General features: G+C 60.6%; 12 protein-coding genes. 7 read left to right on the forward strand and 5 right to left on the reverse strand.

Annotated features, from left to right (window positions below; genetic code table 11):
* Positions 1-159: 159 nt before the first annotated feature.
* Complete coding sequence (locus AC07SU_RS26825) at positions 160-1,785, reverse strand: methyl-accepting chemotaxis protein (protein WP_494998758.1); 1,626 nt, start codon at positions 1,783-1,785, stop codon at positions 160-162.
* A 235-nt stretch (positions 1,786-2,020) separates the two neighbouring features.
* Here AC07SU_RS26825 and AC07SU_RS26830 point away from each other — a divergent pair, with 235 nt between their 5' ends.
* The 3 genes from AC07SU_RS26830 to AC07SU_RS26840 are packed head-to-tail and all read left to right on the forward strand — an operon-like array spanning position 2,021 to position 4,485.
* A complete protein-coding gene (locus tag AC07SU_RS26830; RefSeq protein ID WP_457409025.1) occupies positions 2,021-3,448 on the forward strand; it encodes a nucleobase:cation symporter-2 family protein in 1,428 nt (475 codons plus the stop codon).
* Between the two features lie 12 nt (positions 3,449-3,460).
* The gene (locus AC07SU_RS26835; protein WP_494998759.1) at positions 3,461-3,922 is read left to right on the forward strand and encodes an LEA/WHy family protein; all 462 of its coding nucleotides are present in this window, start codon (positions 3,461-3,463) and stop codon (positions 3,920-3,922) included.
* Between the two features lie 5 nt (positions 3,923-3,927).
* On the forward strand, positions 3,928-4,485 hold the full coding sequence (locus AC07SU_RS26840; protein ID WP_176997752.1) for a GNAT family N-acetyltransferase: 558 nt from the start codon (positions 3,928-3,930) through the stop codon (positions 4,483-4,485).
* Positions 4,486-4,573: 88 nt separating this feature from the next.
* On the opposite strand, the gene AC07SU_RS26845 is transcribed toward AC07SU_RS26840, so the two are convergent.
* Positions 4,574-5,500 carry a carbon-nitrogen hydrolase family protein gene (locus tag AC07SU_RS26845; RefSeq protein WP_494998760.1) on the reverse strand — a complete coding sequence of 309 codons (927 nt, stop codon included), beginning with the start codon at positions 5,498-5,500 and terminating at the stop codon, positions 4,574-4,576.
* An 83-nt stretch (positions 5,501-5,583) separates the two neighbouring features.
* On the opposite strand from AC07SU_RS26845, the gene AC07SU_RS26850 reads away from it, so the two are divergent.
* Complete coding sequence (locus AC07SU_RS26850) at positions 5,584-6,477, forward strand: LysR family transcriptional regulator (RefSeq protein WP_494998761.1); 894 nt, start codon at positions 5,584-5,586, stop codon at positions 6,475-6,477.
* Here AC07SU_RS26850 and AC07SU_RS26855 read toward each other — a convergent pair.
* Positions 6,470-6,724: a hypothetical protein gene (locus AC07SU_RS26855; protein ID WP_003190904.1), complete on the reverse strand. Its 255-nt coding sequence runs from the start codon at positions 6,722-6,724 to the stop codon at positions 6,470-6,472. The two genes, AC07SU_RS26850 and AC07SU_RS26855, sit on opposite strands and share 8 nt — an antisense overlap.
* Positions 6,725-6,887: 163 nt before the next feature.
* Here AC07SU_RS26855 and AC07SU_RS26860 point away from each other — a divergent pair, with 163 nt between their 5' ends.
* Positions 6,888-7,208 (forward strand): ElaB/YgaM/YqjD family protein, encoded by a 321-nt coding sequence (locus tag AC07SU_RS26860; protein WP_016979401.1) that lies wholly within the window; start codon positions 6,888-6,890, stop codon positions 7,206-7,208.
* A gap of 36 nt (positions 7,209-7,244) precedes the next feature.
* On the opposite strand, the gene AC07SU_RS26865 is transcribed toward AC07SU_RS26860, so the two are convergent.
* Entirely contained in the window at positions 7,245-8,282 is a 1,038-nt protein-coding gene (locus AC07SU_RS26865) for an Ldh family oxidoreductase (RefSeq protein ID WP_494998762.1), read from the reverse strand.
* 174 nt (positions 8,283-8,456) lie between these two features.
* On the opposite strand from AC07SU_RS26865, the gene AC07SU_RS26870 reads away from it, so the two are divergent.
* A complete protein-coding gene (locus AC07SU_RS26870) occupies positions 8,457-13,592 on the forward strand; it encodes a dermonecrotic toxin domain-containing protein (RefSeq protein WP_494998763.1) in 5,136 nt (1,711 codons plus the stop codon).
* Between the two features lie 20 nt (positions 13,593-13,612).
* On the opposite strand, the gene AC07SU_RS26875 is transcribed toward AC07SU_RS26870, so the two are convergent.
* Positions 13,613-13,882, reverse strand: a complete 270-nt coding sequence (locus tag AC07SU_RS26875; RefSeq protein ID WP_494998764.1) for a PepSY domain-containing protein — start codon at positions 13,880-13,882, stop codon at positions 13,613-13,615.
* A gap of 153 nt (positions 13,883-14,035) precedes the next feature.
* Between AC07SU_RS26875 and AC07SU_RS26880 the strand changes: the two genes are divergently transcribed.
* Positions 14,036-15,031, forward strand: coding sequence for a FecR family protein (locus AC07SU_RS26880; RefSeq protein ID WP_494998765.1), 996 nt, complete (start codon positions 14,036-14,038; stop codon positions 15,029-15,031).
* Positions 15,032-15,113: the final 82 nt, after the last annotated feature.

The following is a 15,113-nucleotide window of genomic DNA, read 5'->3' on the forward strand; positions in this document are numbered from 1 at the left end:
GTCGCCGGTCGTCAGGGAGAGACTGGCGGCATGAACCTTAAATGGTGTCCAAGAATACTTGACCAGTTCAGCTTGCCAGCGATAGCGGTGTATCAGTCGACGCATGTGTTAACTGACAGACCGCTATCGCCGGCAAGCCGGCTCCTACAGGGGGGGCGGTTAGATGACGAAGCGCGCCACCATCGCGTTCAGGTCCACCGCCAAACGCGACAGCTCATGGCTGGCCGCGCTGGTCTGGTTGGCGCCCGCCGCCGACTGGGTCGCCAGGTCGCGGATGTTGACCAGGTTGCGGTCCACTTCACGGGACACTTGCGCTTGCTCTTCAGACGCGCTGGCAATCACCAGGTTGCGTTCGTTGATCAGGCTGATGGACTGGGTGATCTGCTCCAAGGCCACACCGGCGGCGCGGGCCATTTCCAGGGTGGTCTGGGTGCGCTGGTTGCTCTGCTGCATCGATTGCACGGCTTCACCGGTGCCGTTCTGGATGCCGGCGACCATCTTTTCGATTTCCTGGGTCGACTGCGCCGTACGGTGGGCCAGGGCCCGCACTTCGTCTGCCACCACGGCAAAACCGCGCCCCGCTTCACCGGCACGCGCCGCTTCGATGGCGGCGTTGAGCGCCAGCAGATTGGTCTGCTCGGCAATCGCGCGGATCACGTCGAGCACTTTGCCGATGTCACGGCCTTGGGTGGCCAGGCCTTCGATCATTGCGGCGGTGTTTTGCACGTCCTGAGTCATGGTCTGGATCGCGCCGACGGTTTCCACCACGCGGTCGCGACCTTCGCGGGCGGCCTGGTTGGACTGGCTGGACGCTTCGGAAGTGGACACGGCGTTGCGCGCCACTTCTTCCACGGCAGCGGTCATTTCATTGACGGCGGTGGCCGCCTGGTCGATTTCATTGTTCTGTTGCTGCAGGCCTTTAGAAGCCTCTTCGGTAACGGCGCTCAACTCCTCCGCCGCCGACGCTAGCTGGGTGGCCGAGCCGGCGATGTGCTGGATGGTCTGGCGCAGGTTGGCTTGCATCGACGCCAGGGCGCTGAGCAGGCGGGCCGGTTCATCTTTGCCGTCGTCTTCGATGGCCTTGCTCAGGTTGCCACCGGCAATCGTCTCGGCCACTTCCACCGCTTTGCGCAAAGGGGTGACGATACTGCGGGTCAACAACCAGGCCAGCAACACCGTGAGCAGTGCAGCAGCAACTGACACGGCGATCACCCCGGTAATGGCCCCCTCGTAACTCTGCCCCGCTTCAGCGTCGGCTTCCTTGGCATCGGCCGCGTTGATGGCGATCAGCTTGTTCAACTGCTCGCCCATCAGGTCGGTGCCGTCCTTGATGCGGGTGTTGATCAGCGTGCGCATCTCTTCGACTTTGCCCTGCTTGGACAGGGCTAGCATCTCGGCCTGGGCAGTGAAGTAGTTGTTCAGGGTGGTGACGAACGTCTTGTACAGCGCCGCCTCCTCCGTACCGGCCGGCAACGCCGCGTAGCCGGCCTGGGCTGTTTTCACCTTGTCGGCCAACACAGCCATGCGGGTTTCAGCTTCCTGCAAGCCAGCCGGCTCACGGTTGACCAGCACGCGGAACGACAGGATGCGCAGGCGCAGTACGTTTTCGGTGATGTTGCCAAGGTAGGTCACGCTGGGCAGTTGGGTGGCGCTCATGTCCACCGACGACTGACGGATCTGCGTCATGCGGTTGACCGCAAACACCCCCAGTAAAACCACTAGCAACGCAATGAACGCGAAACCGAGAAATGCGCGTGGGGCGATATTCAGATGACGGAGGGACATAGGGGGTGCTCTCAGAAGTAGTGTTTGCGAGCGTCCCTGCCGCGAAACGATCAGTCGGTGTCAACGCGCCGCTCTGACCTTTGGTCACCACTGTTATCGTTAGTATGTGGGCCTATACGAGGTATCGGCAGGGCTTGCGGTTTCCCGCAGGGCCTTCATAAATATTTTTTTACACTTCTGACGACCGGCAGTTTCTGGCATTCTTCGCCTCCATTTTCTGACCCGAGCCCGCATTTTGTCTGACGCTCAAGCCCCCCGCCCCCGCTATAAATCCGACCTGATCTACGGCCTGGAAGACCGCCCGCACTTCACCGCAGCAATCTTTGCCGCGCTGCAGCACGTGCTGGCGAGTTTCGTCGGCATCATCACCCCGACCCTGATCGTGGGCGGTGTGCTGGGCCTGGAAAGCGAAGTGCCGTACCTGGTGAGCATGGCGTTATTCGTGTCGGGGCTTGGCACCTTTGTGCAAGCGCGCACGTTCGGCCCGGTGGGCTCGGGGCTGCTGTGCCTGCAAGGCACCAGCTTTTCGTTTATCAGCGTGATCCTCAGCGCGGGCTTCATGGTCAAGGCTCGAGGTGGCGGCACCGACGAGATCCTGTCGACCATTTTCGGCATCTGCTTTTTTGCCGCTTTTATTGAAGTGGTGCTCAGCCAGTTCATCGGCAAGCTGCGCAAGCTGATCACCCCGGTGGTGACCGGCACCATCATCACCTTGATGGGCCTGTCGCTGATCAAAGTCGCGGTCACCGACATGGCCGGTGGCTTTGGCGCCAGCGACCTGGGTGCCGCTGGCAATATGGGCCTGGCCGCGCTGGTGCTGCTGACCATCGTGGTACTCAACCGCTTCAGCAACCCGTTCCTGCGCCTGGGTTCGATCGTGATCGGCCTGACCCTGGGCTTTGTGGTGGCCTGGTGGATGGGCCGCGTCGACATGGCCGCCCTGCCCCATGTGCCGTTGATCAGCGTGCCAGTGCCGTTCAAATACGGGTTCTCGTTCGACTGGGTGGCGTTTATCCCGGTGGCGGTGATCTTCCTGATTTCCCCGCTGGAAGCGGCCGGTGACCTGACCGCCAACTCGATGATTTCCCAACAGCCGGTCAAGGGCCCGCTGTACATCAAGCGCATCAAGTCGGGCCTGCTGGCCGACGGCTTGAACTCGGCGATGGCCGCGACCTTCAACAGCCTGCCGATGGTGACCTTCGCCCAGAACAATGGGGTGATTCAGTTGACTGGCGTGGCCAGCCGCTACGTGGCGTACTTCATCGCCGGCCTGCTGGTGCTGCTGGGGCTGTTTCCGATGATCGGCGCGGTACTGCAGTTGATGCCCAAGCCGGTGCTGGGCGGCGCTACCTTGATCATGTTCGGCACCGTGGCCGTGGCCGGTATCAAGATCCTCGCCGAAGCCGGGCTGCATCGACGCAACGTGTTGATCGTGGCAATCTCCCTCGGCATGGGCCTGGGTGTCGCCGCCGTGCCAGAAGTGCTGCGCGACCTGCCCAAGGCGCTGCACAACATCTTCGAATCGCCGATCACCGTGGGCGCGTTCTGTGCAATCCTGCTGAACATTTTCCTGCCGGAAGAGTTCATAGAACTGGAAGAAGATGAATTTGATCCGGAGTCCTCTACCCTCAAGGTGATGCAAGACCCGGACGTCACGAAATAGGGAGCACTGTTAATGCGCAAGCTCATGGTTGTATCGCTGTTACTGCTGACCTTGAGCGCCTGCGCCCTGTTCCCCAACCGCGACCCGGTGAATATCACCGTGGTCGGCATTGAGCCGCTGCAAAGCCAGGACCTGGAAGTGCGTTTCGCCGTGAAGTTGCGGGTGCAAAACCCCAATGAAACGGCGATCGACTACAACGGCGTGGCCCTGGACCTGGACGTCAACGGCCGGCCGCTGGCCTCGGGGGTGAGTGACCAGAGCGGTTCCATCCCGCGTTTTTCCGAGACGGTTTTGATGGTCCCGGTGAGTGTTTCGGCGTTTTCTGTGTTGCGCCAGACGTTGGGCCTGAGCCAGACCCAGAGCCTGAACAACCTGCCCTACGTGCTACGCGGCAAGCTGGCGGGTGGGCTGTTTGGCACCATGCGTTTTGTCGACCGTGGCACGCTCGACCTGCCCAACACGGCCACGTGGTGATCGCCATGCAACCGACGCTCTATACCGAACGCCTGATCCTGCGCCCACTGACCCTGGACCATGCCGACGCGATCCAGCAGATATTCCCCCATTGGGAAGTGGTGCGTTACCTCAACGATGAGGTGCCCTGGCCTTACCCGGCGGATGGTGCGCGCAGCTTCCTGGAGAACGTGGCCTTGCCTGGTATGGCGCGGGGCGAGGAATGGTGCTGGTCGATCTTCCTGAAGGACTCACCTGACACGTTGGTCGGCAACATCAGCCTGTTCGATACCGAAGACGACAACCGTGGCTTTTGGCTCGGCCAGCCATGGCACGGCCAAGGGTTGATGACCGAGGCCTGCGCGGTGGTCACCGACTACTGGTTCAACGTGCTCGAACGCCCGGTATTGCGCGCCCCCAAGGCAGCGCCCAACCAGGGATCGCGGCGGATCTCCGAGCGGGGCGGCATGCGCTTGGTCAAGACGGTAGAAGGTCACTTTGTCGAAGGCACCTTTCCCCGGGAAATCTGGGAAATTACCCGCGAGGAATGGCTGAATTTCCAAAAATCGACACCCACCCTGTAGGAGCCGGCTTGCCGGCGATGGCGGCCTCCCTGCCAATAAATTGAGTGACTGATAGACCGCTATCGCCGGCAAGCCGGCTCCTACAGGTTTAACCGGTGGTGAAGCGAACGCCCGGTTTGGCGCGCTCATCCACGCTCAATTCGAACACATCCGGCCGCGCATAGTGCCCCACAACGTCATAGTCATACCGCGCCCGCACCAAGTCATCGGGGTCGATCTGCGCCGTCAACAGTCCTGCTTCCCCCACCAATGGCCCGGCCAGGATGTCGCCCATGGGCCCGACAATCACGCTGCCTCCGGCGATCAAGGGACGGTCTGACGGCCAGTTGGCCACCTCCACCCCCAACGCCGCCGGCGAGGCCTGTACCTGGCAGGCGCTCACCACAAAGCAGCGGCCTTCATGGGCCACATGGCGCATGCTCACTTGCCACATTTCACGCTCATCCACGGTGGGTGCGCACCAGATGTCCACGCCCTTGGCGTACATGGCCGTGCGCAGCAGCGGCATCATGTTTTCCCAGCACACGGCACCGCCGATACGCCCCACCGCCGCGTCGATCACTGGCAGAGTAGAGCCGTCGCCCTTGCCCCAGATCAACCGCTCGGTGCCGGTGGGCATCAACTTGCGGTGCTTGGCCACCCACCCGCCCGTAGGCTCGAAATACAGCACCGTGCAATACAGGGTGTTGCCACTGCGCTCGATCACACCCACCACCAGGCTGGCGCCGGTGCGCGCCGACAGGCTGGCCAGGGCGTCGGTCTCGACGCCGGGTACATCGACCGCATTGGCAAAGTAGCGGGCGAAGGCTTCGCGACCTTCCGGCAGGCGGTAGCCCAATTGAGTACCGAAGGCTTCACCTTTGGGATAGCCGCCCAGCAGCGCCTCGGGCATCACCACCAGTTGCGCGCCGCTGCGGATGATTGCGTCCTCGTAGCCAAGGATTTGCGCCAGGGTCTCGCCTTTGCCGCCCGGCAAGGATCCGATTTGCAGGGCCGCCACAGTAGAAACAGGCATCACGATCACTCCAGAGTCAGGGGGGTTGCCCATTCTCCGGCCAGCCATGATCATGAATAAAGCCCACCCCAATGCTGAATGATATGAACCAAATGAATATCGCCCAGGTTGACCTCAATCTGCTGAAAACCTTTGAAGCCCTGCATGACGAGTCCAGCGCCAGCCGCGCCGCCGTGCGCCTGGGCGTGACGCAGTCGGCCATCAGTGCGGGGTTGCGGCGTTTGCGCGAAGTGTATGGCGACCCATTGTTCGTGCGCACCGGGCGCGGCCTGGCGCCGACATTGCGTGCCAATCAGTTGAAACCGGTGATCAGCGAGGCGCTGGAGCGCTGCCGGCAAAGCCTGGCCATGGTCAACCCGGATAACCAGCAGTATCAGGGACGCTCCGTGGTGCTGGGGTTGTCGGATGATTTCGAGATTGCCTACGGCCGGCGCCTGATGGAAGCAATCGCCCGGCGCGCGCCGAAACTGCGGGTGATCTTTCGCCAGACCCACAGCCAGATCGTCGCCGGTGCCCTGCTCGACCGTACCCTGGACCTGGCAATCACGGCGGGCGGCTTTGCCCACGGCCGGCTCAGTCGGCAAGTGTTGGGAGAAGGTGATTACCGCTGCCTGGTGGATTCAGACCAGGCCAGCATCAGCCTGGACGAGTTCGTCGCCCGTGAACACGTGCTGGTGTCATCCGGTGGGTTTATCGGGATTACCGATGAGGGTTTGGCGGCACAGGGGTTGAGCCGCCAAGTGTGTGCCTCCACCAGCCACTTCGCGGCGCTGCCGTTTTTGCTCAAGGGCAGCCAGGCGGTGGCGACCATTCCCGGGCACGCGGCGCAGGCTATTGCCGACATGACCGGCCTGCACGTACTGCCCTGCCCGCTGGCGTTGCCGCGCTACCCGGTGGAGTTGGGCTGGCGGACCCAGGCGCAGCTGGACCCGATGTTGCTGAAGGTGCGTGAAGCGATTGTGGCGAGCTTTATTTAGCCGCCGCCATCAACTTGTTGACCTCACTGCGCACCATGTTGGAGAACTCGGGCGGCGACATGCCGTCCAGCTCGGCGCGGACCCACTCGGCCCACTTGCCCTTGCGTTTGGCGCGCTCGCCGAATAACCGTGCCGCTTCGCCCTTGGCCTTGCCCAGGTTGGTTTGCCACAGGTCGTAGAGGCGGGACTTTTCATCTTCCAGCTCGGCGCGTTCGGCGAGGGTCTTGTTGGCCAGATTGAAGCTCATGTTGAATTACCTGCTGCACAAATAGACGACATCTTACACTGTAGGTCGAAATTTCCTGATTCGGATTTTGCCCAGTCGTTGGCAGGCGCAAAAAAACTGCAACTTTTGCCGCTGCCCGGCACTCCATTGTTCACTGTCACATTCACTCGCAAGGAGTCACACAATGGCCCGCAAAACCGCTGCCCAAGCCGTCGAAGACCAAATCAAGGACCAAGCCTTCAGCGAACTGACCGCGCTGATCGAAGAATCGGACAAGCTGCTCAAAAGCAGTGCATCCCTGGTGGGCGAAGAAGGTGAAACCCTGCGCGAGCAGGTCGCCATCAAGCTCAAGCAAGCCCTGGACTCGGTGTCCAATGTACGCGAGCGCAGTAAGCCCGTAGTAGACGCCACCGAAACCTACATCGGTGGCCACCCGTGGCAGACCGTGGCGATTTCCGCAGGTTTCGGCCTGGTGGTAGGCCTGCTGCTGGGCCGCCGCAACTGATACATGAAGGCTGCGCCGGATACGGCGCAGCCTGTTTTATTGCTCGGCCAGCACGCGCAGCCGCGCCAATTCCTCTGCATCAACCTCGATACCCTGCTGGTCCGACCGCGCCCGCGTGCGATGACGTCGGTCCCCTGGCAAACGCCGCAACCCCGCCGCATGCATCTGCCGCACCAGTTCCTGGCTGCGCTCGGCGAAGCTTTGCCCGGCGGTCTTGCTCGGGTCGATCAGAATGAGCAGTTGGCCGGTCCACGGCGTGCGGGCGCCCGGGTGATCGGCCCAGTTGAATTCGAAGGAGAAATTGCCGCCCGTCAGGGCCGCTGCCAACAGCTCGACCATCATCGACAGCGCCGAACCCTTGTGCCCGCCAAACGGCAACAGTGCGCCGCCTTCCAGCACGGCCTTTGGGTCCTGGGTGGGCTGGCCCAGGCTGTCCACGCCCATGCCCGGTGGCAGGCGCTCGCCCTTGCGGGCAGCGATCTGCACATCACCGTGGGCGATGGCGCTGGTGGCCAGGTCGAACACGATGGGCAAGCCATCGGCACGCGGTGCAGCGAAGGCAATAGGGTTGGTGCCAAACAGCGGGCGGTCCGCCCCGTGGGGCACCACGCAGGTCATGCTGTTGACCACGCTCAGGGCCACCAGACCTTGCTCGGCAAACGGCTCGACATCCGGCCATAACGCGGCAAAGTGATGGGAGTTGTGGATGGCCAGCAAGGCGATCCCGGCACTGCGGGCTTTCTCTACCAACAAGCTGCGAGCGGCCTCCAGGGCCGGCTGGGCGAAACCGTTGCCGGCGTCCACTCGTACAAAACCGGAAGCCACGTCGGTGACCACAGGCACTGCCTTGCCATTCACCCAGCCACTGGCCAGGGTGCTGAGGTAACCGGGAATACGAAAAATACCGTGGCTGTGGGCGCCATCCCGTTCGGCGCTGGCGCAATTGTGCGCGAGGATGGCGGCCACTTCAGGTGAAGTGCCGTGACGGACAAAGATGGCGTGGAGCAAGGCCACCAGCTTGGAGAAACCGATGGTGGCACTGGAACTGTCAACAACCGTGGGCTGGGCAGACATCTGAAGCTCCGATTTTATGATTGGAGGGGGCATACAGCGTGAAATCCAGACCTGTGATTAAACAACGCCGCCTGCGGCTACTGTCAATGGCGTTTACGGCAAATATGTAGCCCCATTAGGCAACACCACCGCCCTAGCCTGCTGGCCCGCCCCGAATGCCACAGAGAAAGGTTGATGGTACAGCTCACTCCACCGTATTTTTTTGATGAATTCCTGCGCCCGATCCGTCGCAAACACCCTTCAGAACGGGAACGCGCGCTGGGCTTGACGTTGAACGATCTCGACTGGCTGATGACGATCTACACCGCAACCGATGCCGGGCGCCAAGCGTGTGAGTTTCCGATGATCGTCGAATCGCTGGTGATCGAGAGGTCCGGAGAACCTGCAACAACGCTGGCTGGCGTCTTCATGATGAGCCCGACTCCTGATGCGAGGAAGGCCCTGCTGTACAGCCCCTATGGAGGAATCGAAGTATTCGACAACCGCGCTGTGGCCCTTGCCGCCATCAGAGAACGCCTTAGAAACAAAACGCTACATATTGATTTAATTAGCTTTTTATCCATAAAAGAGCGTCAGGATTTTGCTTTCGACAGCTTATTCGCCCTGACCACTGCACCGGTTGAAGGCATTGTGTTTGTGGAGCAGGAACAGGCGATTGAGGCAAGCCAGCAGCAGAACGTGCAACGTGCCCTGGATGAATTACGCACGACGCCGAGCCTCACCTCAATGCTCGACACGCTGTTGAACATCATGGCGCGCTCTTATTTTCCCACCCTCGATCAACGCTATACGTTGGTAAACACGTTCCTGGTTTCAGCAGGAGATAACGCTGTTGACCGATGGTTAGCCTCGACGCCCCTCAGTGAAACCCTGTTGCAGTACTACCTGAAACCGGAGTGGCCGCCCAACCGTACGCGCACCTTCACCCACCCCAGGCACGATAGAAGCGCCATGACAGAGGAAAGGCTCAAACAGGATTTCGAACGCTGGGAGCGCGTTGTGGAACACACCGCTGGCGTGCTGTCCTCTCTGTTGAGCAGCCGGTTGCAGACGTGGTGGAATGAAACTGTTGACGGCGATCAATCGCGCATGGATCTGTTTGCTCAACTGATGAGTGACAAATTTCGCGCCGACCTGCTGTTCAAGCACCAAAACGGGATTCTTTCATCCGAAGAAGCGCATCGACTGCGCGCGGTTTTCCTTCCCGACAAGGCATCACGCCGCGACTGGCATGCGACCTTGAATATCGAAAAGATCAGCCTCCATGCGCCCTATCAACATTATGTGGAACTGGCCGCGACGCTGTTGATCAGCGGCCAGCATGCCTACCTCTATACCCAATCCCGCGGGCTGCAAGTCTTGAAGGACCTTGAGGACCTGAAAGATGTCCTGCTGAGCATGCTCAAGGCGGCCGGCCATCAGGACGAACTGTTGAACTTCCTGTCCCTGGACGAGCGCAGCCTGTACCTGGCAATGGATGGGGTGCAAGTCAGCGGACTGCCCGTGGGGGGCAGCGTTTTCGCCGGAATGGTCCAAGACATTGCGCGCAAGCAATCGAGCAACGTGGAGCACGCACTCGCGCTGTTTCGCCGCAGCGATGGCGAAGCCGACCTGGCTGCGCTGCTCGACTGCGCACTGGACCTGCGCCACATGCTCGACAGTCGGCTGCTGGCACTGGAAGCCGGAGGGCGGTGGAGCCTGCACCCGGCCAGCAGCGGCAATGGCCGTCCCTCGACGGTACAGGCAGAACGCGCCAAACAACATCTGGTCGCGCTGCGTGCAGCTGAAGCAGCCTTGAAGGCACAACGGCAGAAGCACCCCACGTTGCGCAGCCTGGCCGCGCATGCCCTGAAGCAGGAGTTGAACCTGCGTTTGCTGGACCTGGACCCCACGGATGTGTTTGCCAATACCTACGCCACTGAGGCGCAACAACAAGAGGATCGGGACCCTGTGTCTTCACGAAACATGGTCGATCACCTTGTAGAACGTTTAGCAAACGCAGCAACACCTATCGACGGCTCACCACGCACTGGCCTGTACAACGCTCGCCGTGCCGGGACAGCCACGCGCTGGAATAACCTGGACAGCCTTGGCTTCAATCAGATCATAGAGCGGGCCATGCCACTTTTTGTTGAGCAGGACTTACGCGCACTGCCGCGCGCGTTCCTGGAAAGCCATCGCGCCGACATGAGCGCGGCCTTGATGCAGGGGCTACGCAGCGAGGCTCAATTGCGTCTGCTCAACAAGACGTTGAGCCCCCACCATCACGCCATACTCGATACGGTCCTGCGCCCAGACAGCATGACCCGCGACAAGCGTCATGGGCTTGAAGGTTTCCTGCCCGATGCCTATAGCTTGACACTGACCCTCGGCGATGACGAAACACCCCGCGCCCTGGCCAACTGTTTCGTGTTGACACAGCGCGGTGGGACCGACCCTGACCTTTCAGGTGAAGTCGTCCTCTGGACTCCGCAACAGGGCCACGAGCCCTTTGCCTCACTGAAGGTTTTGCGTCAGGCACTTCAACAGCGCCTGGCATTGCCTGATCGATACCTGCTGCAGAACCTGCCCATCAGTCTTCGCGCGCCCCATCAGGTCTATCGCCTCGGTCCCTTGCAGCGCATTGACGAACACTTCCTGAACAACCGCCAGCAGAGCTACCTGGACTACCACCTGGATACGCTCGACTATTGGCTTGCCATGCCATTGAAGCCCACACGGCTGCAAGACCGTCTGGACGATGAAATGCAACGGCTGGCACCGTCGAATCTGCCGCGCGCCCGTGCAATCGCAGAAGCGATCGTTCACCAGCAGACGCTGCCGGTGTGGCTGGGCATGGCGTCCGCCGAAGAGCAATTGCTCCACGCCGAACTGCTTGAGCAATACCGGCTCAGTGCGCCGGACAATCAGGATTACCTGCATGGGTTGCCCCCCCTGCGCGAGCACGTCGCCAGTGCCTTGACGAACCTGATTAAGGCACGTTATCCGGATGCCGCGCTGGACCCTGAAGCGATCTTGATACCTGCACGCGTGGCGCTCGACGGCCATACTCAAACCCTGACCGATTTTGCCTTGCGCCACCTCCCCGACCTGCTGCCCGACAACCTCACCCCCAGCGCCCTGGGGCTCACGCCGCTGCCAGCGAGCCTGGACGGCATGGCGGTGGTGCAGTTGGTACGCCAACTGGACATTGCCAAAACCTATCGCGAACTGATCACCACCCACCTCAGCGCCGACACCGACGATGCCCGCAAGCGACGTGACCTGTTTTGCCGGCAACTGCCATGGCAACTGTTGCGCCACGCCCATGAGGAAAAACTTGAAGAACGCATCAGCCCCTCGGCCTGGGGCGTTATTCAGCAAATCTTTGACATGCCGGATGCTGTGGCGCGGGATAAAGTCAGCGGCGCCACTGCAATGATTCGCCCTCTGCAAATAATCGCGACTGCCGGGGCGCTACCGGTGACGGTGCCTTGTGTCTACGTCATCGGTCCCCGGGCGCCGGCAACTGGCCCGCTTGTGCTCTATGCGCCGTATGCGCCACTGCGTGTGCTCACCGAATACGCCAACGAAGACGAACTGCTCAGTGAGATTAATCGAGCCGGTGCCCTTCAGGATTGGATCATCCTGCAACTGGGCGATCCCGACCAAGCGATATGGCGCAACCTGCTCAAACAACCAACCCGTCAGGGCAAAAGCGACGCCCGCCTGGCGTCGAATCCGATCAGGCACAATATTTTACTGCGGCTATTCAGTGATAACGTCGCACAACTGCTCAAGATGCTCGCCTGCCAATTCACCCGCGACGGCAAGGATCAATGGGACGGAATCACCAGCCTGTTGCGCAAAGGCATTCCCATGGCGCTGCACTTCATTGCGGGCAAGCTCGAATACCCACTGGTGGTCTGGCGCAGCTACAAACTGTTCAAAGCCTCGGCCGAGGCGCTGCAAGAACAGCATTTCGGGGAGGGACTGCGCACTTTCATCCAGGGCGTAGCGACACTGGCCTCCCTGCGCAAGGAGCTTGATGCATTGATGACGATTGTCACGCCCTCACCTCCCACCGATCTGCCAGCAGACTCACCAGCGCCCGCCATGACCATCGAAGGCCTGGATATCACCGACCCTACACGCACGCGGATGCGCCGCTTTGAAGATGTCGGCGCGTCCCTCGCGGATCTGCAGGAAAGCTCCGCCAACCACCTGTTCACCGACCCGACCCGGAACCGGACGTACGCGCCGGTAGCCGGACGTGTGTACCCGGTCCAAAGGGTGGGTGAACGTTGGCGAGTAAGCCTTGCCCAGGCACTGGGGCCCTACCTCGAACGCAACTCGCAGGGCCAATGGGTGCTTGATCTATCCGAGCGGGAGCCGCGCTTCGGTCCTGCACTGTCGCGCGTCAGAAACCGTACCATTACCCGCAGAACCGAGCGTGATTCGATCAATATTGAAGCGGTAGGAATGCCAGCAATCCGGTCGGCGGCCCCCGCAAGAGCGGCCTGCATTGATGGGGCACTCAATGTTGCGGTTTTCTACACATTCAGATGCGCACGCAATCTGGCGCTATTTGCACTGCAAAGCGATCCCGACTCCCCATGCGGACGTTTCTTGACGGAGATGTTCGGCATACTCAACATTACCCCGGGCCAGTTGCTCAAGATTCAAACGCGCGTCGCAGAAATCTTCAATGGGCTGACCCAGCAAGATTTGATCAGCCTCAACTCACCCCGATTTGTCACTGGCTCCGCCCGGTGGTCGCCCACCCAAACCTATGCTTTTGTGATTCCTGAAGACGCGGATCGAAAAATCTACTTGCTGGAACACTTTTTCAATACACGAATGAGCACCTATCAACCGCATCTCATGGTGCCGTTCGACCTTGACGACCATGCCCGTGCAGCGACGTTGATTCACGAGATGAGTCACTTGGTCTCCGATACTGAAGACATCGCGTATATGGACACGATGCGTCCCTTTCTCGATATCATCAATCGTGGAACCGCTGACGGCCTGCGTAAATACACGGCCCTGTCCAATTTGCAAAGCACCTCGCTGTCTGTATTGACACCGGCAACCATGCTATTCAAAAGCTGGGATGACTTGGCAGAGCGTTGGGAGGACTTCGGCAGCGTCGGCTCGACCAAACTGCGCAATAAAGTGCTGCATCTCACGGGCACGAGGACGCTGGACGACGCCCGGCAAACGTTCATGAGTGATCCAGATCGGCGGCTGGACATCATTCTGGCCAACGCAGATTCGGTGACGTATCTGATCACGCACCTGGGCCGCAGATTGGATCCGGGGGCCTGAGCGGCCCCCGGTGGTGGGTATCAATCTTTCTGGTCGCGCAGGATATTGCCCGACGCACCGTCAATGCGTGCTTCGTACACAGTGCCATCGGACTTGCGCCCCTTGACTTCCCAATAGCCGTTGTCGTCAGCCTCGGCCTGGTAGACCTCGACATACCCGGCCTTGGTCTTGGCGACTTCAATGGCCTTTTCAATGGTGATCCAGCCCGCGCCCGGCTTGTCAGCCAGGGCTGAACCGGCGCCCAGCAAGGCAGAAGTGGCACACAGGGCGATTAACGTTTTCTTGAGCATCTTCGTTCTCCATCAAGGGAATATCGGACTCATGTCCTGAATGTTTTAGGTGTTTCCAAACGAGAATAAGTTCCAATTGATGTGCAATCGCCATGATGGCTGTTCTCGTGGTCCACCCGGGGAGGTTAGAATGTGGGAAATCAGGATGAGTTAATGAGCGAAAAGTCCCTTTCAGAAGCCGAATACGACGCTATCACCGACGCCGCCGCGCATTGGTGCATGCGCCTGCATGCCAGTGATTGCACCGCAGACGAACGTCAGGCTTTTGAGCAATGGCACGATGCTCATCCGCTGCACGCCTTCGAATACGCGGCCATGCTGGAGATCTGGGACGTCGCCGATCACCTCCCGCGCACTGAACCCGCGCCGACCGTGGTGCCGTTCAAGCCTCGCAGCCGCCTGCGCACTTACGCCGTGGCGGCTGCCGTCTGCCTCGCCGCCCTGCCTATTGCGGCCTTTACCGGCTGGGAGGCAGGCTGGTTACCCAGCTCGTACGAACACTTCGAAGCGGCCAATGGCCTGCGCAAAGTCACCCTGGGAGATGGCAGCCAGGTGGAATTGAACCTCGGCACGGAGCTGGTCTATAGCAACTACAAGGACCAACGCCGGGTCACGCTGAAAAAGGGCGAGGCTTTTTTCAAAGTCACCCATGACAGCAGCCACCCGTTTATCGTGCGTGCCGGCGAAGGCCAGGTACGGGTGACGGGCACACAGTTCAACGTCTGGAAATACGAAGACCAGGTGCGGGTGATGCTGCTCGAAGGCTCAGTGCAAATCGCGAGTGACACCGTGCACGGCAGCGTGCCGCTGACCCCAGGGATGCAGGCCAGCTACCAGCATGGTGACTTCACCCCTCGCGTGAATGCATTCAACCCCAATGACACCGCACTTGCCTGGCGCCAGGGCAAACTGGTGCTAGACAACCTGGCACTGGCCGACGCATTGCCGCTGATCAATCGCTACTTGAACAAACCCGTGATGCTGGCGGACGCCAATACCGGTGCAATCCGCATCGGCGGCATCTACAACATTAATGAGGTCAACAACCTCGTCCCCTCCCTGCCCAAGGTCTTGCCGGTCTACCTGACACAGAACCTGGACGGCAACCCTGTACTCAATTCAATCCCGCGTAAAGCCCCGAAAGGCTGAGCCGTACCTGCACGTCTTGGGCGCTCTCGCGCCTGCAGTGTCCATTTTTGAAACACCCTCCTCCCCTGAACCGCCCGCCCTG

The sequence above is a fragment of the Pseudomonas sp. GW821-FHT05H12 genome (assembly GCF_059419385.1).